Below are 24,647 nucleotides of genomic sequence, written 5' to 3'. Positions count from 1 at the left end.
TTTAAGTTAAGATAATAATAAAAGAAGCTACAGTCGAATTTTCCACAAAAGTATGATGAATTTTAACTATTGCAAGCCCTCCATGCGAAATTAATTTTTTCAGATTTAAAATGAGCGAATGGGGAGTTTATTGCATGATGAAATCGATAAACTCAAATTTCCAAACGAAAAAGCTCCAACCCAGCCTACCGTTACAGTAAGTGCCGGACTTGCGATGATGTTTCCAAAAATCGGCAACTCACATGACCAGTTAATTAAAATGGCAGATGAGCTCCTTTATAAAGCCAAAAAAAGTGGAAGGAATCAAATACAACATAATTGCTAAATCTCAATTCAAATAGCTGTTGCCAATCACAAAAAATTTGCTTTTTTATAGGAAATGACGACCCCTCAATATGTCTATAATTGTTGGCCCATAGCCTCAATTCAAAGAGCGTTCGATACTTTTGTTAAAGCTCAGTTTTTGGTCCCTCCTATCGACTTAACCAAACCATCGTTAAGCTCTGGGGAAACCATTCAAATACCGGTGTATAGGTTATTTGGCCGAAATGAGAGTTGTCCTGCTCGTTCTATGAAGAATTTGCTCCGGGATCATCCCCGAGTATGATGACCATACCACCGACAATGTTCATCAGGCTGCATAAAGGTATCGGATGCTACCTTCAACCGCACACTTGGGGATGATCCTCAAAAAGGTGATATTAATCCTTGCCAATTCCGAATGAATGATCTTAGACTATAGTTCCGGTCAAATGACTTGATACCAAAACTTGGAACTTAAAACAAATAAATCAATATGTTATGCCTAAAAAACGGTATCAAGTCATATGACCGGAACTATAAGAACATGTAAAACCAACACAGGATGTCTCAAATGGAACATAAAGTAGCCTTTTTTAAACCATATCCACTAAAAAAAGGACAGAAAATCCGGCTCGAAGATTCTCCGCTTCAAGGTGACTGGGAGGTGGTGGACGTTACAAAGTTAAAAGTTACGATCCGATGCCCGATAACAAAAAAGGAACTGACAAAGGACCGGTTTTTCTTTTTCACCGAAACAAAGAAGGCCCAATGGCCGATGGAATAGCCTTGTTCCGGACTTAAAGAATCATGTTAAACAAATACCCCACCAAAAGGATACCGCAGGCCACAACGCCGATAAATACAGCGATCAGTCTGGGTTTAAGCACTTTTCGCAGGATAACTATTTCAGGCAGGGACAGGGCAATGACACTCATCATGAAGGCAAGGACAGAGCCAAGTGCCGCCCCCTTGCCCAGGAGCGCCTCAACTACAGGGATAACGCCTGCGGCATTGGCATACATGGGGACACCGACCAGGACGGAGACAGGCACAGACCACCAGGCGCCCTTGCCCATGATGGCGGCCATGACCCCTTCAGGGACAAACCCATGGATGCCTGCACCGACAGCGATACCCAGAATAACATAGATCCAGACTTTGCCGATGATCTCTTTCACGGCATCCCATCCGTATATAATCCGTTCATTCCAGGTCAGTTTTTCTTCTTCCACCTTGACATCGGCCAAATCAGCCTGGGTTACCCAGTCTTCAATATGATTTTCAAGTTTGAGCCGTCCAATAACCCACCCGGCCCCGATGGCAATAAAAAGACCCGTTCCCAGATAAATGGCGGCAACTTTCCACCCCAGGAGCCCATATAAAAGACCCAGGGCGATTTCATTGACCATGGGGGCGGCAATAAGAAAGGAGAAGGTCACCCCAAGCGGCACCCCTGCGGTTACAAAACCGATAAACAAGGGAACTGCAGAACAGGAACAGAACGGCGTCACAATGCCCAGCAGCGCGGCCAGAACATTGCCTGTAAATTCACTTTTGCCGGACAAAAATGCCCGGGTTTTTTCAGGGGTAAAAAAACTTCTGATAATACCCACGCCAAAAACAACCAGGAAGAGCAGCATCATAACTTTAGGGGTATCATAAAGAAAGAACTCTATGGAAGCCCCCAGGTGGGAGCCATGACTGATAGACAGCAGGTCATAGGTCAGCCATTGGGACAATCCGGGCAGTTGATTATAAATCAGCCACCACAGGACAACGCCTGCTGACCCCTTGAAAAGATTTAACACCAATTCTGAATTTTTAGTTTTTTGAGCAGTATTTTTATTCATTTTAAAACCTTTTATGTTCTATGTTACACGCGTTACAGTTTGTATGACGCCCTCTTTTTACAACTATAAATCGTTAAAACTGAATATATCGATTCGCCAAGTCATTGTCAAGCGTTGAAATAAAAACAATGCTGCAGCACCCGACGTTAATAAAATATTATTCCTCTGCACAGGGAATTCATGCCGGAGCCGGATGGCCGAAGGCTGGACGTGGCGCATTTAATTCCGACCATGGGCCAAAAATGCGCCGGATTCCCTTTTGACGAAGCCATTTCGCCGGATGCATTCTTCTGGGGATTGCGCCCTGCACTGCCATGGTTCTCGTATGGGGGGGGGCTGTCCCGGGGCTGGTATAGGGCAGCAGGATTCTCTATGATTTGCGGCACTGTTTTTTAACTTTGGCTTTTGCGCAAGATTAATGGTACCATAAAGGTACTAAATCGGTTAACAAACTGTTGAGACCTTGTGAGCTTAAGAACCCCCTCATGGACAACACCACAGAGACGCATCAAATATTCAAAATTGCAGGCCTGGCCTTTTTGCTGAACCTGGTTTTAACGCTTTTAAAGGTGTATCTTGCTATCGTTACCGGTAGTTTAGCCATTACAGCCGGCGCCATTGATTCCGGAACAGATGCCGTGGCATCCCTGGTCATTTATGGTGGCGTCAAGCTATCTACCCGCAAAACCCGTTCCTTTCCTCTTGGGCTTTACAAACTTGAAAATGTAGCGTCCGTCACCATTGCCCTTTTTATTTTTATTGCCGGATATGAAATCGTTAAACAGATCTTCTTTTCCAGCGACCGCCTTGTGCAAATTACGCCGATTTCCATTTACCTTTTGGCCGGCAGCAGCCTTGCAATATTCGGATTTGGACAATATGCCCTCCACGTCGGAAAAAAGACCCGCTCTCCGGTCCTGATTGCTGAAGGCCGCCATCGCCAGGTGGATGTCCTGTCATCCATTGTGGTCCTGGTATCTGTCATGATCAGCTATTTTGATCTGCAGACCGACGTTATGGGAATCTCCATTGACCGGATTGGCGCAGCATTGATGCTTCTTTTTATTGCAAAAACCGGAGGGGAACTTTTGTCGGACGGCATGCGGGTCCTTCTGGATGCATCTATTGATTTTCCCACCCTGAACAAAATACGCAGCCTGATCAGTCAAGAACCTGCTGTAGATGAAATCAAATCCCTGATCGGACGCAATGCCGGCCGCTATCGGTTTATCCAAGCTGACATCACCTTGAATGTCAACGATCTTGAAGCGGCGCACAAGATCAGTGAAGCCATCGAACACCGAATTTTAACCCGGATTCCGAATATCGAAAATATAACCATTCATTATGAACCAAAAGTTCGAACCCATGATATTCTGGCGTTGCCCCTGTCGGATAAAAGCGGGCAGATCAGCCTTCATTTCGGGGAAGCCCCTTATTTTGCACGACTCCACCGTCACATAGATAAGCATACCATTGATGCAAAAAAAATCATGGAAAATCCCCATTGCACCGTTTCAACGGCAAAGGGAATCCGTGTGGCGGAATGGCTGGTTGATCAAAAAATCACCCATGTGGCAATAAAAGAGGATGTTTCCCACAAAGGTCCGGGATATGTACTGTCCAGCGCAGGGATAAAAATAATCCGGATTTCATCCAAACACCTGAGTGGTGCGGTGCGGGAAATAATGATTCCGGAAAACAGTGATAACGGGATAGAATGATATGTTGTTATATGGAGCGGCCCGCTTCTTCGGCCTCAGCAACGCAAAACATTAAATGTCTGGGGGTTTTGGCATCTCCGATCATATGGAATTTTGCCCGGCTTTGTTTTTCCAAGTCTCCGGCATCCCTGACCGGCTGATGTTTTTCCGAAATGACAACCGTATCAAACCCCTCAAGGGTTACGGGCTCTCCATTGGATGTAAAGCTTACGCCGGCATCGCTAAAGGATTTAACTGCCACCTTCTTATATAACATGACGCCGCAGGCCTTCAGGCGCTCCCGCAGGTAATACCGATCATTGGAGGACATCTCTTCGGCAAAACTTTTTTTGCGGTTCAGGACCACCACCGCTTTTCCCTGGTCACCCAGTTTATGGGCCGTGATCAGCCCGGTGAATCCGCCGCCGAGTACAATCACCCTGTCGCCGGCAGCCTGGGCATCGGTGAATACATCCACACTGGTGAGAAGCGTCATCTTGGTTTTAAACAGTCCTTTAATCACGGGCATATCCGGCATGGAACCCGTGGCCAGGATCACATGATCAGGGTCAAAGGAGGCCAGAACGTCGGAAGACAAGGGGGTATTGTAATCCACGGCCACACCAAGACGTTCAAGCTCGTTTTTAAAAAAGCGTAAAATATCGCCCAGCTCCCCCCGGCCGGGTGCTGTGGCCGCCAGGGCCAGAAGCCCGCCCTGGCCGGACCCTTTTTCTACTATTTTCACCTGATGCCCTCTTTGGGCAAACATTCTTGCGGCGGCAAGCCCGGAAGGCCCGGCCCCGGCTACAAGAACTTTTTGGCTTTTTGCCGGGACCTTTTCTTCGGCCGGTTTAAACTCCCGGCCCACATCGGGATTGACCACACAGGACCCCGGTTCCTTGGCCAGCACGGCATGAATACACCCCAGACAGCAGCCCAGACAGGGCCGGATAAGGGCGGCATTTCCGGATTTGGCCTTATTCGGATATTCCGGATCTGCAATAATGGAACGCCCCAATGCCACCATATCCGCTTTTCCATCCCTGATGGCGGCATTGGCCATGGCCGGGTCCTTGATCCGCCCGACGGTGATCACAGGCACATTGACGACCTGTTTAACCGCCTCGGCCATATGAATAAAACATCCCTGGGGGGTATACATGGACGGAATCGTCAACTCTGTGGAGCCGTAAACACCACCGGACACATGAATATACGCCGCCCCGGCCTGTTCTAAGAGCGGGGCAAGGCGCAGGGTATCTTTAAGTTCCCAGCCGTTTTCAATGTAATCATTACCATTAATGCGGATACCCACGGGATAGTCCGCACCTGCAATACTCTTTACCGCCGCAATCACCTCAAATAGAAACCGGGTACGATTCTCAAAACTGCCGCCGTATTCATCGGTGCGGATATTGGAATTGGGTGCCAGGAACTGGTTGATCAGGTATCCATGGGCCCCGTGCAGTTCTATGAAATCAAACCCGGCCTCCCGGCACCGCCGGGCCGCCTGTCCAAAACAATCCGCAAGCGTTTTGATCTCCGCTGTTTCCAAGGCACGAACCTCGCCTTTAACCACGGCAGGTGCCGGAATCGCAGAAGGTGCCACTTTTTCCGGCAGATAAGATTGACGTCCCCCGTGCATAAGTTGAACCCCGAAACAGACATCATATGCCTTAATCCGGTTAACCATTTTTTTCAGGGCCGGAATACATGAATCCGCATACATCTGGGGCAGATCAGGTAACTCCTGGCCGCTGGGGTGAACCCCGCCACCGCCCACAAGCATCATGCCGACACCGCCTCTGGCCCGGGCGGCAAAATATTCTGTAAGCTGATCCGTAACATGACAATTTTCATCCACACCGAAATTAATACTCATGGCCGACATGAGCAACCGATTCTTCACTTCCATATGTTGAATCCGGATAGGACTGAAAAGATCTGACAGCATAAGCATACTCCTGATAATTGATCAACTTATTGATCATGGGCCTTATTGGTCGGCTAATTTAATTTTTATAATTTCGCCTTTTTGGTTTATATAAGCAACCCCTTGGCCAAGGGGGGTTCCGGAAGAGGAGTCAACGATAACAATTTTTCGCTCATATAATACAATCGTTGATAATTCTGTTTTACGCGTACCCCGCTCAAAACCATCTTTATCTTTGGATACGGCATCAAATTTTTGATTCGATGATCCTGTTTTCTCTTTATTGTTTTCTGTTTCTTCGGCCAACCGGTAACGCATTTTATTTCTATCAACAATGAGCTTGCCGACGCCGGCGTAATTGTCATCTTCAGGTTTACAGGCCGGCAATGCAGCCATAAAAAAAACCAGAAAAGAAATCAAAAAAAAACGCATTGGGCTATTTACACTCAAAAAGAATTTAAATTTATTAAGCCGCCGCTTCAAGCCGCCGCTTCCACAGTAAAACGGCGGTTCAGCCGCATGGTTGAAAACAGATCGTAAATATCCTGTGCAACATTAATAACCTTTAACTGGCGATTGGACTGGCTCAGGGAGTTATAGGCAGCAATAATCACACCAATACCAACGGAATCCACCATTCCCACACCATCAAGATCAATAACCAAGGTCCCCTGGGAGGAATTAACGGCGGAAAGCAGTTCCCCTTTAAACGCATCAGCCATGGACGCAACCACATCTCCACCGGGCTTAACGATTGTCTGATCCTTAACAGCGATTATTTCATTCATTTTTTTCTCCTTTTACAGTAACATATAAAATTGTACATTAACTTAAAACCCATTTTTGTTCAAATCCAAAAATTATTTTCAAATTTAAGCACCATGAAAACATTCACATTCATTTTTTACTTGAATTTAAATTAAAAAGCACGTATATAGTAAAACTTCCCGGCTGAGCAAGTCGGGCGGATAATTCTGATCGGTCGCCTCGTAACAGAGGGCCATGAACCTCGTCAGGTCCGGAAGGAAGCAGCGATAAGTGATACCTTCTGTGTCGTGGATTGATCCCGGTCACGCAATTATCCGCCCGACTTGTTCAGTCGGGTTTTATTTTTTACCCCCCTTTATATCCCTTTTATATCTTGACATGTTTTCAAACAGACTTATTTTTCAGCCATAATTTATCATTATTATTAATTTATTATTAATTCTTAACCATTTAAATATAAGGGATTTTGGAGCAAACACATTGGTACTCAAAGAGAATAAAAACAACGCTGACGGGAAAGAGAATAAAAACGATTCCCCGAAAACTCCTGAGACAGACGAGCAAAAAAATTCCGATGAGGGAAACAACCTGGAAGAAACGGATGATCAAAAAGGGGTTGAAGAGCAGTTAAATGCGCAAAAAGAAAAAGTGCTTAGATTATCTGCAGAATTTGAAAATTTCAAAAAACGAAAGCAAAGAGAAATTGATGAATTCAAGAAATTTGCCAATGAAACCATTTTCAAACAGCTTCTTTCTGTAGTGGATAATCTTGAGCGGGCCATTGAGTCGGCCACCGATGCAGTAGAGGAAACCAGCCTGCTTGAAGGTGTAAAACTGACGCACAAAGAGATCCTTAAGCTGTTTGAATCCTTCAGCGTCAAGGTCGTTGAGGCCGAAAATCAGCCCTTTGATCCCAACTTTCATCAGGCCGTCACCCACGCACAAAATAATGATGTGCCGGATAATACCGTCATCAATGTCCTGCAAAAAGGATATATATTTCATGACAGACTGATTAGGCCGGCCATGGTGGTTGTCTCAAAAAAAGTTGAGAATTCAGACTCAAAAACAACTAATGAAAATTAAATATATATAGAAAGGAATTGTTATGGGTAAAATTATTGGAATTGATCTTGGCACAACCAATTCATGTGTCGCGGTCATGGAAACCGGTGGAGAGGCAAAGATTATTACCAATGCTGAAGGCGGCAGGACAACACCGTCCATCGTGGCGGTCACCGAGAACGGAGAGCGCATTGTCGGCCAGACTGCCAAGCGCCAGGCCGTAACAAACCCTGAAAATACAATTTTCGGTGTTAAACGGCTCATTGGCAGGAAATTCAACTCAACGGAAGTCCAGAATGACATTCCCATACTTCCATATATAATAGAGGCCGCCGCCAACGGCGACACCCGGATCAACATCAGGGGCAAGCAATACAGCCCTGCCGAAGTTTCCTCGTTTATTCTTGCCAATATTAAGAAAACTGCCGAGGATTACCTTGGGGAAGCCGTGACCGAAGCCGTTATTACGGTTCCGGCCTATTTTAACGACAGCCAGCGCCAGGCCACCAAGGATGCCGGTAAAATCGCAGGCTTAGAAGTTAAACGGATTATCAATGAACCCACAGCCGCATCTCTGGCTTATGGTCTGGATAAAAAAGGTGAGGAAAAAATCGCGGTTTTCGACCTTGGCGGCGGTACATTTGACGTCTCTGTGCTTGAAATCGGTGACGGGGTTTTTGAAGTAAAATCCACCCACGGTGATACGCACCTGGGCGGTGAAGACTTTGATCTGCGGATCATTGACCATCTGGCAAATGAGTTTAAAAAAGACCAGGGCATTGACCTGCGTAGCGATAAAATGGCTCTACAGCGGCTTAAAGAGGCTGCTGAAAAGGCAAAAATGGAGCTATCAACATCCACGGAAACCACGATCAACCTGCCCTTTATTACAGCGGACGCATCCGGGCCCAAGCATCTGGACATAAAACTGACCAGAGCGAAACTCGAGTCCCTTGTGGCCGACCTTTTGGACAAACTGGAAATCCCCTGTACCACCGCGCTGAAAGAAGCACATTTAAAACCCGGCGATGTAGATGAGGTGGTTCTGGTTGGCGGCATGACCCGTATGCCTGCTGTTCAGGAACGTGTTGAAAAAATATTCGGCAAAAAACCCCATAAGGGTGTTAACCCGGACGAAGTGGTTGCCATGGGTGCAGCCGTCCAGGCCGGCGTACTTCAGGGTGATGTTAACGACGTGCTCCTGCTGGATGTCACCCCGCTTTCCCTGGGCATTGAGACCCTTGGCGGTGTTATGACCCGGTTGATTGAAAAGAATACCACCATCCCAACCAAAAAGAGCCAGGTATTCTCCACGGCCGCCGACAACCAGCCCGCTGTGTCCATTCATGTACTCCAGGGCGAACGCCAGATGTCGGCAGACAACAAGACGCTAGGTCAGTTTGAACTGTCCGACATTCCCCCTGCACCCAGGGGCGTTCCCCAGATCGAAGTAACCTTTGATATTGATGCCAATGGTATTGTCCACGTATCCGCCAAAGACAAGGCCACAGGCAAGGAACAGTCCATCCAGATTACGGCGGCGTCCGGCTTAAGCGAAGATGAAATTCAGCGCATGGTAAAAGACGCTGAGATGCACGCGGACGAAGATAAGAAGAAACGTGAACTGGTGGATACCAAAAACCAGGCCGAGGGCTTGGTGGACCAGACCGAAAAAACCCTGAAAGAGCATGGGGACAAAGTGGATGAAGCCACCAGGAAATCCATTGAAGATGCTGCCGAGGCCCTGAAACAGGTCAAGGACACCGACAACCTTGAAGATATCAAGGCTAAAATCGAAGCCCTGTCCCAGGCATCCCATAAACTGGCCGAAGTGATGTACCAGCAGGCACAGGCAGACAGCCAGGCCGGACAGGCCGGCGGCGCTGATGCCGGTGCCGGTGCTGCCAATGACGACGATGATGATGTGGTGGATGCGGACTTTGAAGAAGTCAAAAAAGATAAATAGTGTTTGAACGAAAAGTCACCCATCTGCGGCGTTGCAGAAAAATTTGCAATCCTCACATACTTTAGTATGATCCGGTTGCAAATTTTTCTGCGCCTTGCATCTGGGCAACTTTTCGCCCAAACACGGATTTCCGTTTAGGTTGATTGGGGACGGGAATTCGATATTGAATATAATCCTGCCGTGATCTATATTGACCCTGGCAGGATTTTTAACATTTAAAAAACAGCCATGGATTAAACCACGGAAAGCACGGAAGGACACGGAAATGAGTTTGTTTTTTGAAGAAAAGGCGTCAACTTCGGCAGTCACCCAAACGTACGGATTGATGGTTTTGCGTACTAACTTTCAGTGCTTTCCGTCTCTTCCGTGATTATAAACATGATTATTACCGAGATCCTCCGGCAGAACAACGCACTTTACCCGGAAAAAGCCGCGTTAATTGAACGAATCCCGGCCACCGGCCGACGCACACAGATCACCTGGTCCGACTTTTACCGCCAAAGTGTTCAGACAGCCAATGCCCTGCAGGCCGGCGGCATTAAAAAGGGGGATAAAGTGGTTCAGCTGATGACCAATTGCCTGGCGTGGCTGCCCGTTTATTTCGGGGTATTATATACCGGCGCCTGGATCGTTCCCTTGAATTTCAGATTTGAATCAGACAAAATCCGTTTGTGCACCATAACAGCAGAAGCCAAGGTTTTTATTTTCGGCCCGGAGTTTGTGGACCGGATCGAAGAAATCAGGCAGGACTTATCCCAATTTGTAAAATTGTGGATATATACCGGGCCGGAAAATGATTGTCCGGACTGGGCCTGTTCTTTTAACCCATTCATCCGCGACGCAGACGGACTCACACCGCCGGATGTAGAACTCAGCCCTGAAGACGATGCGGCCCTGTATTTCACCTCGGGTACCACCGGCACCCCCAAGGCGGTTCTGCACACCCACAGGGCATTGATGCATGCCTGTGAGGTGGAAAACAACCACCACAGCCAAACCCATGATGACGTATTTCTGTGTATCCCGCCCCTTTACCACACGGGTGCGAAAATGCACTGGATGGGCTCTTTTCTGGTGGGGGGAAAATGCGTCCTGCTCAACGGGGTCAAGTCGGAATGGATCATTGAAGCCGTATCCGAAGAAAAGTGTACCATTGTGTGGCTGCTGGTACCCTGGGCCCATGACATTCTCATTGCCATTGAGGATGGCCGGATCAACCCCGCTGACTACACCCTTTCCCAGTGGCGCCTCATGCACATCGGGGCCCAGCCCGTCCCCCCGAGCCTGATCCGGAACTGGCGCAAATATTTTCCTGCTCAGGATTACGACACCAATTACGGATTAACCGAATCCTCAGGTCCCGGATGTGTCCATTTAGGCGTAGAAAACGCAGACAGGGTCGGCCCCATCGGCATTCCCGGATACGGCTGGCAAGCGCGGATTGTGGACAAACAGGGCAACCAACTGCCCTTTGGTGAAACCGGCGAGCTGATTGTCAAAGGTCCCGGGATGATGAAAGAATATTACAAAAATCCCGAAGCCACGGCCAAGACCATAAAAGACGGATGGTTGTTTACAGGGGACATGGCCAGGTCCGACAAGGACGGGTTCATCTGGCTTGTGGACCGCAGAAAGGATGTAATCATTTATGGCGGGGAAAATATTTTTCCTGTGGAGATTGAAAATTTCTTTCTCAAACATGAAAAAATCCGGGACATTGCGGTGATCGGTGTACCTGACGAACGGTTAGGGGAAATCCCTGCCGGCATTATCAGCCCTAAGCCCAATACCATGATGTGCGAACAGGATATTCTTGATTTCCAGAGCACGCTTCCCAGGTACAAGCAACTGAAAAAAATATTTTTCGGCGATGTGCCCAGAAACCCCACCGGCAAGATAGAAAAACCCAAACTGAGAAGGATTTATGCTGAAGACAAACGCAAAGCCATGGAAATTCTGCTCAAATAAAGGGGAGATAAAATGACACGTATGGCCGGACTTTTTAGCGCATGGGCAATGCTCCTTATCTCCATCATGGTAGTGATAACCTTACCCTGCAATGCAGCCCAGCCCCTTGATGATGAAACCGCCAAAATCGTCTCGGGTATTGAAGCAACATACGCCCAAAAAAGTTTCAGTGCCGATTTTGAACAGACCTCCCGTTTGACTGCCCTGGATGTGACGGAAACGGCCAAAGGCAAAGCCTGGTTCAGCCACCCGGGAAAGATGAAATGGGCATATCAAAGTTCAGACAACCATGAAATCATCACCAATGGAACAGACCTGTGGATCTACCGTCCCGAAGAAAACCAGGTGATGACCGGAGATGCTGCCCCGTTCTTCCAATCCGGCTCCGGTGGCGCATTTCTGGCAGATATCCGCAAAATCAGGGAAGCGTTCACCATTGAACCGGACAAATCGGGAGAAAATGTTGCACAACTTGTGCTGACGCCGAAAAAGGAGACGCCGGAACTTGCAAAAGTACGTATCATGGTGACTCTTCCAGGGTATGAAATTCCTGTGGTGGAAACCGAAAATATTTACGGAGATACCACCAAATTCATATTTACCAATATCCGGTTCGTTCCATTTGACGAACAGATATTTGAATTTACCCCCCCACCGGGGACTGAAATTATAGAGATGGACCGATGACGACTAAAAATTCTACACTCCACCAGAAGATCCGGGACCTGGCCAAAGCAAAAAAGGCCATCATCCTGGCCCATAATTACCAGCCTGCCCAGATCCAGGACGTAGCGGATGTGTGCGGCGATTCCCTTGAAATGAGCATAAAGGCCGCAGCCACGGATGCGGATATTATTGTCTGCTGCGGGGTGCGCTTTATGGCAGAAACCGCAGCCATTCTGTGTCCGGACAAAATAGTGCTTATGCCCAATCCCGAGGCCGGGTGCCCCATGGCGGATATGGTGACGCCCGAGGCGTTAGTCAAACGCAAGAAAGAGCTTGGCGGCATCCCTGTTATCACCTACGTCAACTCATCTGCGGCAGTAAAAGCCGTATCTGATATCTGCTGCACCTCCGCCAACGTGGTCAAGGTGCTGAACACCTTAAAATCAGATGAAGTGCTCATGACACCGGACCGGAATCTGGCCCGATATGCGGCGGCCAAGACCGACAAAAAGGTTCATTTATGGGAAGGCTACTGCCCCTTTCACAATGATTTAAGTGTTGAAACGGTCAAAGCATCGAAAGCCGCCCACCCCAAAGCCCTGTTTATGGCCCATCCGGAATGTACCCCTGATGTGCTTGAGCTTGCCGACAGCATCCAGTCCACATCGGGAATGATCCGGTTTGCCGGTGAAAGTTCGGCTGACCAATTTATCATAGGCACGGAAACAGGCTTGCTCCACGCCCTTTCAAAGGCACACCCGGAAAAAACCTTTTTTCCCGCATCAGATCAACTGTTATGCACGGACATGAAAAAAACACGACTGCAGCACATTTGGGATTGTCTTGAAAACATGTCAGGACGGGTGGTGGTCGAAGAATCAATCCGTATCAAAGCCATGGATGCGGTTAAAAAAATGATTGCGATCAAATAGACCTGCTGCCAAGAATAAATTCGACACTTTGCTTTGCCTGTTTATTCTTATTCTTCGTTGCGACTCAGGGTACATATTCCATTTTTCATGTCAATATGCTCCTTGAGTCACGTCTTTCATACGAATAAAAACTGGACAAAAAAAGACGGTCTTAAATAAAGAAACAAAAAATTTTACAGAAAAACATGACTATAATTATGGCATAGTTTTGAGTTTTATCGCTATGGAATCAATCATCAAATCCCATATATTCAGGCTGAATATTGCCAATATAAAAGCAAACAGCGCCAGTATTATGAGCCATATAAAATTACCTGTAACACTCTGCCGCACACCATACCAGAAGCTCGGACGCAGAGATCCCTCATACTTTTCCAGCATGGCTGTTGCTTTGTCTTCTACCAATGCCTTGAATTGAGGTGAATTCTCAGGCTTGATTTGGCCCTCTTTGAGGATATCATACTCAATACCGGCGCCGATTGATTTTATTATATCTTTTCGAGTAGCCTTGCTCATTTAGACGTATCTATTAATTTACTGATGTTAGGCGCCATACGTTGCACGGCCCTATCAATAGCGGCCTGAAATTCCTCATCCTTATGAAGCTGCGAGTGAGAAACCTCTTCATTTTGATATTTTGCGTCTTCTCTACGGCCGTATGTGTTCCCAGATTTGGTATTTAGTGAAAACAGGCTTAATTGAGCAATCCTGAAACCTGGTTTTATTGTTACGGGTTTGCCTGAGTGATTAGTAATTGTAAGCGGCATATACCCTGTATACCCAGGGTTCATAAATACCGGAATAATCTGAATGCCTAACCTTGTAATGCTGCTCCTCGGAAAAACATACCCCATAGTATCGGAAGGTATGCTAAGCTTTTCAGCTATTCCAATATATACTGAGTCTCCGTGTGCTAACGTGAGACTTAAAAATTCTGTTTGTACAACATCTTTTTCTGAATCAATTTCAGATCCGAGTATATAATTTTCAAAATTATATTGGTATTGTTTATTGCCTAGTGTCAGGTCGATGGAAGCAGGGTTTATCTTACTTGGAAAAGGATCTACAACAAAATGCCCTTCATTCCAAAGCCTTTTGATGTCATTATCACTTAATGCAGTCATAATATACCCCTATTTTAGCAAGTTGGTCTTTGTTTTGGGCTTATATATCCCATTATAGGCTAATGCAAGCAATTTTCGCAATAACGCAAAACTCACCTTTTTTGATCATGGGCCGAATGTACATTTCCGATGTTTGAGGGGATAATGCACGGCGTGTTCTCATGGCATGTTCTCCTTTGGGAGTATTTGTTTTGACAAAACATTTATTGCCATGAGAACTTTCTTTATTCAACCCTTTTTGGGGTGAGTTTTGCGGTATTGCCTTATTTCGTATTTGAACATCTTATCTATTCCTTCTCGGTTCCCGATTCTCATAATTTCTTCTTGTTGGTTGCCGGATGTGATCAGCTTCTTTGATAAAGCACATCCAAAACCGATTAATGAACAGCTATCTGGATGCTGAATTCAAAGGGGGCTCTTTAGCATGCATTTATGCGCAAATCTGCCTCAGCTAAATCGCGGGTATCCAATAAATTTGATAAAGATGATCAAGGTCCGAAAGAAATGCAACTAACAGGGGGGATATTCCTCCCGCAACATTAAAAGGAGAAATGATGAAATTGAAATGTGTATATTGCCTGATCGTTGTTTTCGGGATGCTTATAACACATGTCCATGCCGGGACAGTCACGTTGCAAGGCAAAAATGGTACAACGGTCGTTCGCGGAAGAACCTTTGTCAATAACAGCCTGATTCAGGACCGGAGCGCTGCGATGGTCAGGATTACAACCCCTGAAAATGGCGGCCGCATCCTGGTTTATGGAAATCGTTTTATCAATCGAAACAGAATCCTTGGCCGGAGCGATGCACATATGATTCGATACCAGAATTATACCGGCCGGAGAATGTCGATTGAGTCGAGGAGCAATCTTGTTGAAAACAGAGGCAAGATAGAGGCTTACAATTAAAAACCCATTAACAATATAAGGAGGAAAAAAATCAATTTTAGGAAATGTTGTTAAACCAATTTAAATTTAAAAACGGAAGGAAAATGAAATGAAAGCAAAATTGACAGTTATGGCGATTGTAGCAGTGAGTTTTCTGGGACAGCCTGTATACGCGGGGGTCACATATAAGTCGAACATTACATCAAGAAATGACACGTTTATAAATCAAGGGCAGATGGAGGCCAGGCAGAACACAAGCGGCGGAACTGCGTCTCAGACACTCGCGTTAAGAGCAGTGAAATCATCCGGTGTCTACATTGAATATGACTCCAGTTCCAACCGCTATATTAATAAAGGGACCATGAAGGCGACGCAAACCACCTCATCAGGTATCGCGTATCAGACGGTAGCCCTTGAGGGCATCTAATAATCACTTCTGCCTCCGGCTGACTATTTTCACTCAGCCGGAGGCTTAAAATAACAGGGGGGAAATCAAAAATGAAATATTATATCCGTTTCCTTATATACGGAATTTTAACAGTCACCGTTCTGATGTCTGTCTCCTGTACCACTATGCCGGTGCTGCCAGAAAATGCGATGCCCCCGGCAATGCGTTCGGAGGTATACGGCTCAATGACCAGGGCGACTAAATGGCTGGACTGCTTATCAGCCCAGCTCTCATCGGAAAAAAAGATGTTCAAGGTGGTGCTTTCTAACATTCCTAACACTTTCGGCAGGACATTGGGTGATGGGGTGACACTTCCTGCTATAATGAAGCCTTTTGTGAACAATTCTTTCAAACGGATTAAATCGGTTTTCGAGGTATACGAAGGGCATACCGATGTAGGGACATCCGGGGTCGTCAATAATCTACCAAATTTTGTATACAGTGATGCTTCAAGCAAGTACATACTTGCTGAAATGATACAACCCGACTTCATTATCGACGGCTCCCTCTTTTTAGCAACGGCCACCAAAAAAATCATCACGGATACGGAACTGATCAATGCCGGTATCCACGGAAAAGTGGTAGCCTACGACATCTGCATGGAGCTGAAAGCTCTCCAGGCTGTTTCCAGGCATGTGATGGTGACTCATTCTTTAAAGGTCCGTATTTACGGTATTGAGCAGGGCGGCTCCCTTTTTTACATGATTAAAGACGAGTTCATAACCCAAGGCAATGCATCATTTATCCGGACACCCAACCTTCAAGGCGGCTTGGAATACCTGTCTGATTACTTAACCGCAGCCGTTCTTCGGGATCTTTCGACGTTGCTCCTTGGTCGAAGTTTTCGTATGTGCGGCCCTTCCCAGGATAACTCCAATATTCCATCGTATTCAAATGATATGGATCAAAAAGCCTTGTCTATAAAGCTAAAAAAAACAAAGGATGGCATATGCGCGCAGGTCAAACCGCTTCCAGGAAAGCAATCTTCGCTAAATGGCCGGATTGGTTTCTACTGGCGTCAGTTTGCATCGAATGAAGGGCTTGACATTCCCATTGGGCCGGCGTTGTTTAGTTCCTTTCCAGCTCAAGATTTAAAAAAAGGCCCCTGCACTATCTGCCTTCCGGCCCATTACATTGTCCCCCATGCCAAGACATTTGAATTGGAGATCAGAACAGAGCCATCAAAAAAATGGCTGGGTACCGGCGTAATTTGAAAAAAACTTGGCTCTGCCGGTCAGAACAGATTCTTTGAACATAACGAAGTTTATACTTTATTCAAGTTTTCCCCCAGAGGGGGATTTTGATGTTGTAAGTATTTAAAAGGAGGATAAAACATGAAGAATGGTGCTTGGATTGTTATTTTTGGTATGGTGCTGGTTAACGGATGCGTATCATCACTGGATCTTATGACTGATGACACAAATCCTTATACGGGACAGCCATCGTCTTATTACGAAAGCAAAATGAAAAAAGACCTCTCCAAAGGCGAGTTCATCGCCCAGGCCACGGTTCAGGAGATTAAAATGGTTTTTAGCCGGGAGTATGAAAATGATGATATCGTGTTTGATGCAACTTATAAGAGAATGGGACATATTCTTAGCATTGATCTAGTGTGGATGACGCCAACCGGGTTCTTTCCTTCAGGAGAGTACAATGCTCTCCTCACTAAATCGCACAGTGGTCGGACAAGTGTGAAATATGCGGCCCTGGTTGCCGAAGTCGTGCAAAAGGTAGTGGAAAAGCTTGACGACTCCGGTATGTCCCAGCATTATAGGATCATATCCATGGCCTCAGGGACGGCTGATGGGGATCGTATCATACGTCCAATCCGATATCGTGGGGAGTATGGCTCCATTGATGTGCCGGCAGAAAAAAGCACTCTTAACGGCAAACCCCATGGGTTCCAATTAAAGCCTTATGAGCAAATAGATAACGCGAAGCTCGCTTTTTTACGGGCCTACTCTCTTCAAACCCTTGTTCTGGGTCTGTTACCGTCTCACTTACGTGTGTCAGACTCATACTCTGTAAGGACATTGAAAGAGAGAGGCCTGGAGTTTAGGAAAGCGTGTGTTCGTATAGAGATTGAGGAGAATCCATAATGATAAAATCCTTTCAAACTGCATTGGTGTTCATTTGGGGAGCAATGGCAATAACCGGGTGTACATCTGCTCAAGGATGGGAGATTATGGAATCCCAAACTGGAACGAACTTCAGAGCCGGCGGGCAGAGGGCCTCCTATTTTCTTACAACGGCAAAGATGTCTGATAATAAAATCAGAATAGGACAGGGTATGGGGGTCGCTGTGTTTTACCGCAATCAGAAACTATACTTATTAACAGCCTATCATATGGTTCACGAAGCGCGGTTTATAGAAGTCAAGCCCTGGTCCGGTGAACCCGGGATGAAAAAAAGTATTACTGCCCGAGTCGAAATCATGGTCCCTGATGCTGACCTGTCACTGATTTCTATCCCCTGGGATCGGGGTGCCCCTCCACCGGTCCATGCGCGTTTGAAAAAGGCCGAAACACAAACATCCATTGGAGATATTTTATATACCTTTGGTCAGCCTATTCAAAATATCGGACTCATGAGTCACGGTATCGTTTCGGGTTACCTTGATATAGACCCCATCGGCTATGCACTGGTTTCAAACGCCGTGACTACCCCCGGCTTTTCAGGGGCTGGGGTATTTAATCAGCATGGAGATCTGGTCGGCATTGTTTCCGGCAAAAGCACAGATACCCGTACAACGGGATTCACTTATGTGATCCCCGTTGCACGGGCAATGGATATGATATCTGCCGTAACCAACGAAACCGTGGCAGCCAGGGTTGACCCGAAACAACACATGAATGCGAAACTGTCTGTTTTGGGTCAGACCCATACACAGAAGAACGAAAAACATTAGGAGACGGGCTCAAGAAAACGTTTAGGAATAGGTCTTAAATAACTTGCCCATCTTTCTATATCCGGGAGCGCGGGCGTCCCGTCCGCAGTAACGATGCAGGCGGAACGCCTGCGCTCCCAGGTTAAGTTATTTCGGTCTCATTTCTTACAAGGGCTCTGAAATTCACTGAGAATTGCTGGAAAAACGTTTTCAAATATGATGGCAAAAAATGAGGGGGGGGGGATGTTCGATCCATGTATCCCGAATTTGCCCCGCCCCACTTTTTGCCTTCATCATACGGCACCCTTCATTTCCCAGTTTACACTTTTTGGAGCAAGCGCCCTATTTTTTGGGAATCATTCCCCAAAAAGTCTGGGTAGAGGCATTGATTACTCAACGCCTCCCCCGCAGATCCGTACGTGCGGAATTCCCGCATACGGTTCCTCGGTTCCAGCTCTTTTGACAAAGCTGGAAACCAAACAAGTTCCCCCGTTTGGCACATAACTTTGCTGTCCCTCAGCTGTCAGATATTGTGGACTATATCGAATAGCCCTGTGATATCTGCGCTCACCGTCTGTTGTGAGTGGCTTATTTCGCAATTATACGACATTCTGTTGATATGGTTTGTGATCTCGGAGTATCTCCCATAGCGCTCTCCCGTATAAACGTTATGTCCTGCTTCACCTTCCCTGCAGTGGGTCGCTTGGACGTCACTTCCCCACCTTCCCGATCAACTTGACTGTCTGATCCTCGGTAATATGTTCCGCCCCAAGGAACCGTCCAACAGCAGTTTCAAAGGGCCGATCTTAAAAAAATCATCTCCTTGTCCTGTACGGTAACCGTCCTCGACAAAAGATTTAAAGGTTTGGGCCTCAAAAAACAGACATTGTTGATAGACTCTTACCGGAAGTGCTTGTTCCCTGTGCAGTTCTTGATATGCTTGCAGCACTTTTTTGTAGTCCTGATCCGGCATACAGCAAAGGTCGTCGGACTGGACGGAAGTCACGCCGGCAGCAACCAGATCTGTCGCCGCATCCACCAGCATGCTTTTGATCGCCGGTATATCAGATGACGGCACAGTGTTATAAAGGAGATTGAGGGCGTCCTCTTGAAAAAGTCCAGATTCCATATCTATATATTTTTTCAAATGACCGGCTTTAGACAGATCTACGCGTTCTAAGGCTGTCGTATTACAGACACTGATATGTCTGCAGACACGGGTGAATAGAATCGGGGTTTCCATTGAAATTGCGTATAGGTCCGCCTTTAAAGGGTATCGTTTTTCTACAAGCTTGTCCTGGTTCCAGCCTTGGCCAAGGAGCCATTCTTCCTTAGGGCCGCTTCGCTTTGCCAGAAAATTTTGAGCAGCGGCAACCATTTGTTGAACAGCTTTCTCATAAATTCACCTTCTTTCACTGCTTTCTTTGATTACAATTACAATGCTTCGGACAGATCATAAGTTTGATCTCAAAATAAATAAATTCAGTAAATCCGATGCTGTTAATGGTGTGGGATTGGGCGTAATGTCATAAAGTTAAGGGCAAGACTTATCATTAATGCAATGCTTCCGCTAACTTTATGACATTGACCATAAAAAGGACTAATTGTTTTGAATGGGCTTGATCATTGGAAATGGAATAATTTCACGAATACTGCGAGAATCAGTCAAAAGCATTATTAAACGATCAACGCCGATTCCAACTCCTCCTGTAGGCGGCATCCCGCAACCAATGGCTTTAATAAAATCAGCATCAAGCGGATGATCATCATATTCCTGCCCCCCCTTCCCTTTTTCACGCTGTTCTACAAATCTTTGAACCTGATCCACAGGGTCAGTTAATTCAGAATAAGCATTGCCTAACTCCATCCCGTAAACGTATGGTTCGAACCTTTCCACAAGCCTTGTATCACCACGTTTGATTTTAGTTAGAGGGGAAATTTCTTTGGGGTGATCAATAATAAAGATTGGCTGGATCAATTTGTTTTCACACAGATTTTCAAACAATTCTACCACGCCAACGCCCCAAGAAATGTCATCATCGTACTCAATACCATGCTTATCAAGCTCTAATTTGATCTCCTCAATGCTCATTTTTTGTGCATGAATGGAAGCAAACTCTTCAATCGCATCCAATACAGTCATCCGTCGCCATGGGGTGGTAAAATCAATATCCTCTCCTTGGTAGTTGATTTTTGTGGACCCGGTAATCTGCACACAAATATCCGAAACCAAGTTTTCGAAACGCTCCATTTGTTTTTTATAGTCTGTGAAACTCTCGTACCACTCCATCATTGAAAATTCAGGATTGTGTGAAATATCAATACCTTCGTTCCTAAAATTTTGACAGATAGTGAAAACTTTATCAAAACCTGCCACGATATATTTTTTCAAAGAAAGCTCAGGTGAAATCCTGAGAAATACTTTTTTGCTGCCGAGGGCCCAGACAGAGGTTTCAAACGGTCTGGCTTCCGCACCGCCGTAGACAAACTCAACAGTGGGCGTTGTAACTTCAAGAAACCCAAGTCTTTCCATATGATTACGAATCGCAGAAATGATCAGGGATCGACTTTTCATACGTTCAAAATCCTGATCATCAATCAACCAACTGATGTACCGCTCGCGGTATCTGGTCTCAGGATCCGAAGAACGGTAATAAGTAGCTTCTTTTGTTTCTTTTCCAAATGGTATGGAAACAACTGCCTTACTGAGTATCTCAAAGCAGGATACATGGATACTGGGTTCACCTTTCTTACTTATGAAGAGCTTGCCTTTGACGCCAATAATGTCCCCAATATCTGTCAACATAATCGTTTTCCATTCTTCTTCTAAAGATGACTCTTGCAAATAAAGCTGAATTTTGCCGGTCTGATCTTTAAGATCCATGAAAACCGATTTACCCATTTTTCTTCGTGCAATTATTCTGCCAGTAGTAACGACTTTGTTTTCGGTAAGTTCTTCGTCATCTATCGTCTCAAAAACAGATAATATTTCATCAATCTTCTGTATATTTGGGAAACTGTAGGGGTAAGGATTTACGCCATTGTCAATAAGATCCTGTCTTTTTCTTAACATAACGTCATTAAAACCAAATTTTTTCATGTCCATGGTCATTCTCCTATTCATAAGTATTCTTAAGCACTTAATCTTATTATCAAAATTAAGAATATCTCTGGTTGGTTTTGCATTTTAAAATTGAATTCGAATTCGCTGGAAATAAGATGAGGGAGTCGGTTTCTGGGATCAACGACCGTTTTTTTTTCGGAACAAGATTTTTAAACGATTTAGAGGTAAACACAAACATTCTCGGATTAATTTCATGGATCGCACCCGTCATATATCGTTTGATAACAGTCCATGGCAGTTCTGAAAATATTTCGCTGCTTACACAGCTAAATTTTAAAACGATACCACCACACATAACGACATACGGAGAGATTGCGTTTGAAACGCCTTCTTCAACAACACAGATTTCGCCAGGGTTGATTTGGGGAAAACAATTACTATTGTGTTTATCATCAAAGATTAAAACATTATCCAAACCAAATAAGTTTTTTTCAGTAACGGTAACACGTTCTGTCCAATCATCTTTGCCGGCAAACTCTATTTCACCAAGAATGTTTTTTTTACATTTATGAACTTCCTGATCATCTTTGGTCCTTTTCGGTTTATTTTTCATGGTAGACTCCTCTCTTAAGTTAGTTTTTTTTAGGCCTTGATCATTCTTATTACACTTTATTGGGGTACCCCAAAATTTAGCTGAGGCAGAATTGAGACATCCCCAAAAAAGTCGTATAATTATTGGTTTTTTGAATGAGCTTGCCTATTTTTACGGAAAACATCAATTTAGCTGAGGCAGATTTTCATCTTTGAACTTTTTTTCCTACCAAGGGCGGATAATCAGAATCGGACATAAATTCAGCCCCCCTTACTTTTGAAAAACAGCTGCCAATCCGTTGAAAAAGACCAATGTTATCAACCGGCGGCAATGCCTGGGAATCAGGATAGGATAGATTAAGTTTGGAAAATGAAAAACAGGGAAGATCTTAAATAACCTTCCCTGTCGTCAGTTGAATTGGTTAATCAAACAAGCCGCTGAATTTGAGGAACGCCCAGTAGATCGGACTGTCTGACGGAAGTTTAACTGTTTCTTTCTGTTCAGACCGGCTTCGTCCCGAGCCTATGGGACCTTTGGATTTATGGATCTGAACAGGGACCATATATTTCTGTTTAAGATAATCGTGAAGGCCGGTATTAAACGCGGTAAAAGGAGCGAATTTGTCGCTGTCGTGGATGTTTTTATGCATTTTTAGGGTTATCTCGGAAGTCTGCTTGTCCGGGATGGAATAAAAGCTGCTGATACAGCTTCTGGCACCCATCAGCATAAATACATGATCCAGGGCATAATAGTCGTCCTTTTTTTGTCTCCAGGCAAGGCTGGTTCCGGTCTGGCAAGCGCTGGCAACAACATGACAATCTTTGATTTCAAGGCTGGAAATCAGCTCCTTATGGTGAAGCAGTCCGTCATGCAGACGCAGATAAAACCCGTTGTCATCCGTTCGTCCATGGCAGGAAATAAATATATTCTCCGGTTCTATTGTTTTTAAATCCTCTGCCCAGTTTTCCAGGGTGGCATTTTTTTCTTCCCTTGGCAGCAGAGAAATGTTCTCTTGAGCGTATATTTTTTTCAGTTTCTCAAACTCCTTCTCGCCCGCCGATAGCTTCTGGTCGTCAGGGCTAAAAAATATAGCATGGTTGTGCCCTCGTTTATCCGGGTGAGTCACCCTGCTCCGCTGCACGCCCAGCGATAACGAGGGGAGGTAACTGAAATTTAAAAGTTTTATTGTCGGATTGTCTTCTTTCCAGACAGCGGGGGCATGGAGAGGTATCGCCTCTAAAATATCATGGGGAGACAGGTAAATCTGTTTTATCTCCTTTTTTTTGAAAAGATTAAACAGGCTGTCAAAAAGCGTCCTTGTCAAGGATAATAAATTAATCAACCGTTCATTTATCTCGAACAGGTCTGATTTCTTGTCATCTAACCGGTCTAGTGCCGTATAATATTCCCTGAACGAATCCTTGAATTTCTGGTTTATCTCGTACTGCCGGTAATCTATATTCAATTCCCCTGAGTTTTCCATATAAACGGTCAACGCATGGATTGATACGCCATTCACAAAAAAAGAGACGGCTGCTTTTTGTGGGCCTGTAATAAGGGCTGTCAGATCCTCAAATCGTTTGATCTCCGGCTGAATCCGGGCCGCATAGTCCGGGGATAGTTTCTTCAATTCCTTTAACAGACATTTTTTCCGGCGGTCAAGCTCCTTTAAATTCATAACCAGCCGCTCCAGCTCTTTTTGACGAGATGCAATATAGGACGGATCCATCTGACGGGCGCTTTTCAAGTCCCCTTGGTCCGGCGACATGTCAGGGCTGCCTGCTTTCTGATGGTACTCGATTTCTGCCCGGACAGTCCTGATCTGCCGGCATACTTCCCAGTAATCAGCTGCTTTCTCCCCTGCCTCGCCTTCAGGGGCGGGAATGGACGACAGGTCTATGTCCACAAGCATTCTTGCGGTTTTCAGGGCTTCTATCCAGTATAATGCGTCTTTATACAGCCTGTGGATTAAAAGGGTTCTTATGACTGAATGGAAATAACGCTTATATTCTCTCCACATGGCCTTGGACCCTTCAGGATCCAGGGTCTGCATCCGTTCATGGAGTAAATTAAGCGTATTATTAAAACATATAAGCATCTGTTCCCTGTTGTCCTCAGGGTCTCCGAAGCTCAACTTATTATAGAGGGCGCCCAAGGCATACTGAGTCATGGCCCAGTCCATGGGCGCCCGCTCCCTTGTCCGGATTTCCAAGGCGGCGGTATAAAATGCCAGGGCTTTTTCCTGGTTGTCCCGGGGCTCGCCATGGATGCGCTTTCCATACAGGTTGCCCAGGGCGTACTGGGTCATGGCCCAGTCCATGGGCGCCCGCTTCCTTGTCCGGATTTCCAAGGCGGCGGTGTAACATGCCAGGGCTTTTTCCTGGTTGTCCCGGGGCTCGCCATGGATGCGCTTTCCATACAGGTTGCCCAGGGCGTACTGGGTCATGGCCCAGTCCATGGGCGCCCGCTTCCTTGTCCGGATTTCCAAGGC

The 24,647-nt window shown here is 45.8% G+C and carries 25 protein-coding genes and 1 other RNA gene; 15 read left to right on the top strand and 11 right to left on the bottom strand.

Going from position 1 to position 24,647, the window contains the following annotated elements; translation table 11 throughout:
• Window positions 1-130 precede the first annotated feature (130 nt).
• Window positions 131-325: a diguanylate cyclase domain-containing protein gene (locus HXW94_RS14670; RefSeq protein ID WP_246294073.1), complete on the top strand. Its 195-nt coding sequence runs from the start codon at window positions 131-133 to the stop codon at window positions 323-325.
• A gap of 549 nt (window positions 326-874) precedes the next feature.
• On the top strand, window positions 875-1,087 hold the full coding sequence (locus HXW94_RS14665; protein ID WP_178367646.1) for a hypothetical protein: 213 nt from the start codon (window positions 875-877) through the stop codon (window positions 1,085-1,087).
• Window positions 1,088-1,100: 13 nt separating this feature from the next.
• Here HXW94_RS14665 and HXW94_RS14660 read toward each other — a convergent pair whose 3' ends face one another.
• A complete protein-coding gene (locus HXW94_RS14660; RefSeq protein ID WP_178367645.1) occupies window positions 1,101-2,153 on the bottom strand; it encodes a permease in 1,053 nt (350 codons plus the stop codon).
• Window positions 2,154-2,307: 154 nt separating this feature from the next.
• Between HXW94_RS14660 and HXW94_RS20410 the strand changes: the two genes are divergently transcribed.
• Both HXW94_RS20410 and HXW94_RS14645 read left to right on the top strand, forming a co-directional pair.
• Complete coding sequence (locus tag HXW94_RS20410; RefSeq protein ID WP_178367648.1) at window positions 2,308-2,376, top strand: arsenate reductase/protein-tyrosine-phosphatase family protein; 69 nt, start codon at window positions 2,308-2,310, stop codon at window positions 2,374-2,376.
• A 262-nt stretch (window positions 2,377-2,638) separates the two neighbouring features.
• Window positions 2,639-3,877, top strand: coding sequence for a cation diffusion facilitator family transporter (locus HXW94_RS14645; RefSeq protein ID WP_178367644.1), 1,239 nt, complete (start codon window positions 2,639-2,641; stop codon window positions 3,875-3,877).
• A 7-nt stretch (window positions 3,878-3,884) separates the two neighbouring features.
• Here HXW94_RS14645 and HXW94_RS14640 read toward each other — a convergent pair whose 3' ends face one another.
• From HXW94_RS14640 to HXW94_RS14630, 3 genes are read right to left on the bottom strand one after another with little or no spacing between them, the layout of a single operon-like run.
• Window positions 3,885-5,810: an oxidoreductase gene (locus HXW94_RS14640; protein WP_178367643.1), complete on the bottom strand. Its 1,926-nt coding sequence runs from the start codon at window positions 5,808-5,810 to the stop codon at window positions 3,885-3,887.
• Between the two features lie 42 nt (window positions 5,811-5,852).
• Window positions 5,853-6,272 (bottom strand): hypothetical protein, encoded by a 420-nt coding sequence (locus HXW94_RS14635; protein ID WP_246294067.1) that lies wholly within the window; start codon window positions 6,270-6,272, stop codon window positions 5,853-5,855.
• Window positions 6,269-6,577, bottom strand: a complete 309-nt coding sequence (locus tag HXW94_RS14630; protein ID WP_178367642.1) for an STAS domain-containing protein — start codon at window positions 6,575-6,577, stop codon at window positions 6,269-6,271. The genes HXW94_RS14635 and HXW94_RS14630 overlap by 4 nt, the downstream gene beginning before the upstream one ends.
• A 188-nt stretch (window positions 6,578-6,765) precedes the next feature.
• Between HXW94_RS14630 and ffs the strand changes: the two genes are divergently transcribed.
• From ffs to nadA, 6 genes are all read left to right on the top strand, one after another.
• Window positions 6,766-6,862: signal recognition particle sRNA small type (gene ffs / locus HXW94_RS20405), an RNA gene on the top strand.
• A gap of 175 nt (window positions 6,863-7,037) precedes the next feature.
• Window positions 7,038-7,643 carry a nucleotide exchange factor GrpE gene (gene grpE / locus HXW94_RS14620; protein ID WP_178367641.1) on the top strand — a complete coding sequence of 202 codons (606 nt, stop codon included), beginning with the start codon at window positions 7,038-7,040 and terminating at the stop codon, window positions 7,641-7,643.
• 22 nt (window positions 7,644-7,665) lie between these two features.
• On the top strand, window positions 7,666-9,588 hold the full coding sequence (gene dnaK, locus HXW94_RS14615) for a molecular chaperone DnaK (protein ID WP_178367640.1): 1,923 nt from the start codon (window positions 7,666-7,668) through the stop codon (window positions 9,586-9,588).
• A 378-nt stretch (window positions 9,589-9,966) separates the two neighbouring features.
• On the top strand, window positions 9,967-11,556 hold the full coding sequence (locus HXW94_RS14610) for a class I adenylate-forming enzyme family protein (RefSeq protein ID WP_178367639.1): 1,590 nt from the start codon (window positions 9,967-9,969) through the stop codon (window positions 11,554-11,556).
• A gap of 12 nt (window positions 11,557-11,568) precedes the next feature.
• The gene (locus tag HXW94_RS14605) at window positions 11,569-12,243 is read left to right on the top strand and encodes a LolA family protein (protein WP_178367638.1); all 675 of its coding nucleotides are present in this window, start codon (window positions 11,569-11,571) and stop codon (window positions 12,241-12,243) included.
• A complete protein-coding gene (gene nadA / locus HXW94_RS14600) occupies window positions 12,240-13,154 on the top strand; it encodes a quinolinate synthase NadA (RefSeq protein ID WP_178367637.1) in 915 nt (304 codons plus the stop codon). The genes HXW94_RS14605 and nadA overlap by 4 nt, the downstream gene beginning before the upstream one ends.
• A gap of 195 nt (window positions 13,155-13,349) precedes the next feature.
• Here the strand turns inward: nadA and HXW94_RS14595 are convergent, their stop codons facing one another.
• Together HXW94_RS14595 and dcd are read right to left on the bottom strand one after the other, a co-directional pair.
• Window positions 13,350-13,670, bottom strand: a complete 321-nt coding sequence (locus tag HXW94_RS14595; protein ID WP_178367636.1) for a hypothetical protein — start codon at window positions 13,668-13,670, stop codon at window positions 13,350-13,352.
• Complete coding sequence (dcd, locus tag HXW94_RS14590; RefSeq protein WP_178367635.1) at window positions 13,667-14,278, bottom strand: dCTP deaminase; 612 nt, start codon at window positions 14,276-14,278, stop codon at window positions 13,667-13,669. Before dcd ends, HXW94_RS14595 begins: the two co-directional genes overlap by 4 nt.
• 551 nt (window positions 14,279-14,829) lie before the next feature.
• Between dcd and HXW94_RS14585 the strand changes: the two genes are divergently transcribed.
• Together HXW94_RS14585 and HXW94_RS14580 are read left to right on the top strand one after the other, a co-directional pair.
• Window positions 14,830-15,186 carry a hypothetical protein gene (locus HXW94_RS14585; RefSeq protein WP_178367634.1) on the top strand — a complete coding sequence of 119 codons (357 nt, stop codon included), beginning with the start codon at window positions 14,830-14,832 and terminating at the stop codon, window positions 15,184-15,186.
• A gap of 88 nt (window positions 15,187-15,274) precedes the next feature.
• The gene (locus HXW94_RS14580; protein WP_178367633.1) at window positions 15,275-15,592 is read left to right on the top strand and encodes a hypothetical protein; all 318 of its coding nucleotides are present in this window, start codon (window positions 15,275-15,277) and stop codon (window positions 15,590-15,592) included.
• A 79-nt stretch (window positions 15,593-15,671) separates the two neighbouring features.
• On the opposite strand, the gene HXW94_RS14575 is transcribed toward HXW94_RS14580, so the two are convergent.
• Window positions 15,672-15,884, bottom strand: coding sequence for a hypothetical protein (locus tag HXW94_RS14575; protein WP_178367632.1), 213 nt, complete (start codon window positions 15,882-15,884; stop codon window positions 15,672-15,674).
• 64 nt (window positions 15,885-15,948) lie between these two features.
• Between HXW94_RS14575 and HXW94_RS14570 the strand changes: the two genes are divergently transcribed.
• From HXW94_RS14570 to HXW94_RS14560, 3 genes are all read left to right on the top strand, one after another.
• Window positions 15,949-16,827 carry a hypothetical protein gene (locus HXW94_RS14570; protein WP_178367631.1) on the top strand — a complete coding sequence of 293 codons (879 nt, stop codon included), beginning with the start codon at window positions 15,949-15,951 and terminating at the stop codon, window positions 16,825-16,827.
• 120 nt (window positions 16,828-16,947) lie between these two features.
• Window positions 16,948-17,712, top strand: coding sequence for a hypothetical protein (locus tag HXW94_RS14565; protein ID WP_178367630.1), 765 nt, complete (start codon window positions 16,948-16,950; stop codon window positions 17,710-17,712).
• Window positions 17,713-17,798: 86 nt separating this feature from the next.
• Window positions 17,799-18,521 (top strand): S1 family peptidase, encoded by a 723-nt coding sequence (locus HXW94_RS14560; protein WP_178367629.1) that lies wholly within the window; start codon window positions 17,799-17,801, stop codon window positions 18,519-18,521.
• Window positions 18,522-19,230: 709 nt separating this feature from the next.
• On the opposite strand, the gene HXW94_RS14555 is transcribed toward HXW94_RS14560, so the two are convergent.
• From HXW94_RS14555 to HXW94_RS14540, 4 genes are all read right to left on the bottom strand, one after another.
• Complete coding sequence (locus HXW94_RS14555; RefSeq protein ID WP_178367628.1) at window positions 19,231-19,878, bottom strand: amidohydrolase family protein; 648 nt, start codon at window positions 19,876-19,878, stop codon at window positions 19,231-19,233.
• Window positions 19,879-20,100: 222 nt separating this feature from the next.
• Window positions 20,101-21,606 (bottom strand): lysine--tRNA ligase, encoded by a 1,506-nt coding sequence (gene lysS / locus HXW94_RS14550; RefSeq protein ID WP_178367627.1) that lies wholly within the window; start codon window positions 21,604-21,606, stop codon window positions 20,101-20,103.
• A 52-nt stretch (window positions 21,607-21,658) separates the two neighbouring features.
• The gene (locus tag HXW94_RS14545; RefSeq protein ID WP_178367626.1) at window positions 21,659-22,177 is read right to left on the bottom strand and encodes a hypothetical protein; all 519 of its coding nucleotides are present in this window, start codon (window positions 22,175-22,177) and stop codon (window positions 21,659-21,661) included.
• Between the two features lie 400 nt (window positions 22,178-22,577).
• Window positions 22,578-24,647: CHAT domain-containing protein (locus tag HXW94_RS14540; protein WP_178367625.1), on the bottom strand; the 2,070-nt coding region annotated here is incomplete at its 5' end.

This window comes from Desulfobacter latus (assembly GCF_013389365.1).
Taxonomy (GTDB): Bacteria; Desulfobacterota; Desulfobacteria; order Desulfobacterales; family Desulfobacteraceae; genus Desulfobacter; species Desulfobacter latus.
The sequence above is the reverse complement of the archived record's forward strand: the minus strand, read 5'-3'. Positions and strand labels throughout refer to the sequence as shown.

What these genes read in the sequence shown, in the direction of transcription:
- HXW94_RS14665 (WP_178367646.1), top strand. Translation starts at nt 875, where the DNA reads ATGGAACATAAAGTAGCCTTTTTTAAACCATATCCACTAAAAAAAGGA.
- HXW94_RS14660 (WP_178367645.1), bottom strand. Translation starts at nt 2,153, where the DNA reads ATGAATAAAAATACTGCTCAAAAAACTAAAAATTCAGAATTGGTGTTA.
- HXW94_RS14645 (WP_178367644.1), top strand. Translation starts at nt 2,639, where the DNA reads ATGGACAACACCACAGAGACGCATCAAATATTCAAAATTGCAGGCCTG.
- HXW94_RS14640 (WP_178367643.1), bottom strand. Translation starts at nt 5,810, where the DNA reads ATGCTGTCAGATCTTTTCAGTCCTATCCGGATTCAACATATGGAAGTG.
- HXW94_RS14630 (WP_178367642.1), bottom strand. Translation starts at nt 6,577, where the DNA reads ATGAATGAAATAATCGCTGTTAAGGATCAGACAATCGTTAAGCCCGGT.
- dnaK (WP_178367640.1), top strand. Translation starts at nt 7,666, where the DNA reads ATGGGTAAAATTATTGGAATTGATCTTGGCACAACCAATTCATGTGTC.
- HXW94_RS14610 (WP_178367639.1), top strand. Translation starts at nt 9,967, where the DNA reads ATGATTATTACCGAGATCCTCCGGCAGAACAACGCACTTTACCCGGAA.
- HXW94_RS14605 (WP_178367638.1), top strand. Translation starts at nt 11,569, where the DNA reads ATGACACGTATGGCCGGACTTTTTAGCGCATGGGCAATGCTCCTTATC.
- nadA (WP_178367637.1), top strand. Translation starts at nt 12,240, where the DNA reads ATGACGACTAAAAATTCTACACTCCACCAGAAGATCCGGGACCTGGCC.
- HXW94_RS14595 (WP_178367636.1), bottom strand. Translation starts at nt 13,670, where the DNA reads ATGAGCAAGGCTACTCGAAAAGATATAATAAAATCAATCGGCGCCGGT.
- dcd (WP_178367635.1), bottom strand. Translation starts at nt 14,278, where the DNA reads ATGACTGCATTAAGTGATAATGACATCAAAAGGCTTTGGAATGAAGGG.
- HXW94_RS14585 (WP_178367634.1), top strand. Translation starts at nt 14,830, where the DNA reads ATGATGAAATTGAAATGTGTATATTGCCTGATCGTTGTTTTCGGGATG.
- HXW94_RS14580 (WP_178367633.1), top strand. Translation starts at nt 15,275, where the DNA reads ATGAAAGCAAAATTGACAGTTATGGCGATTGTAGCAGTGAGTTTTCTG.
- HXW94_RS14575 (WP_178367632.1), bottom strand. Translation starts at nt 15,884, where the DNA reads ATGTTAGAAAGCACCACCTTGAACATCTTTTTTTCCGATGAGAGCTGG.
- HXW94_RS14565 (WP_178367630.1), top strand. Translation starts at nt 16,948, where the DNA reads ATGAAGAATGGTGCTTGGATTGTTATTTTTGGTATGGTGCTGGTTAAC.
- HXW94_RS14560 (WP_178367629.1), top strand. Translation starts at nt 17,799, where the DNA reads ATGGAATCCCAAACTGGAACGAACTTCAGAGCCGGCGGGCAGAGGGCC.
- HXW94_RS14555 (WP_178367628.1), bottom strand. Translation starts at nt 19,878, where the DNA reads ATGGTTGCCGCTGCTCAAAATTTTCTGGCAAAGCGAAGCGGCCCTAAG.
- lysS (WP_178367627.1), bottom strand. Translation starts at nt 21,606, where the DNA reads ATGGACATGAAAAAATTTGGTTTTAATGACGTTATGTTAAGAAAAAGA.
- HXW94_RS14545 (WP_178367626.1), bottom strand. Translation starts at nt 22,177, where the DNA reads ATGAAAAATAAACCGAAAAGGACCAAAGATGATCAGGAAGTTCATAAA.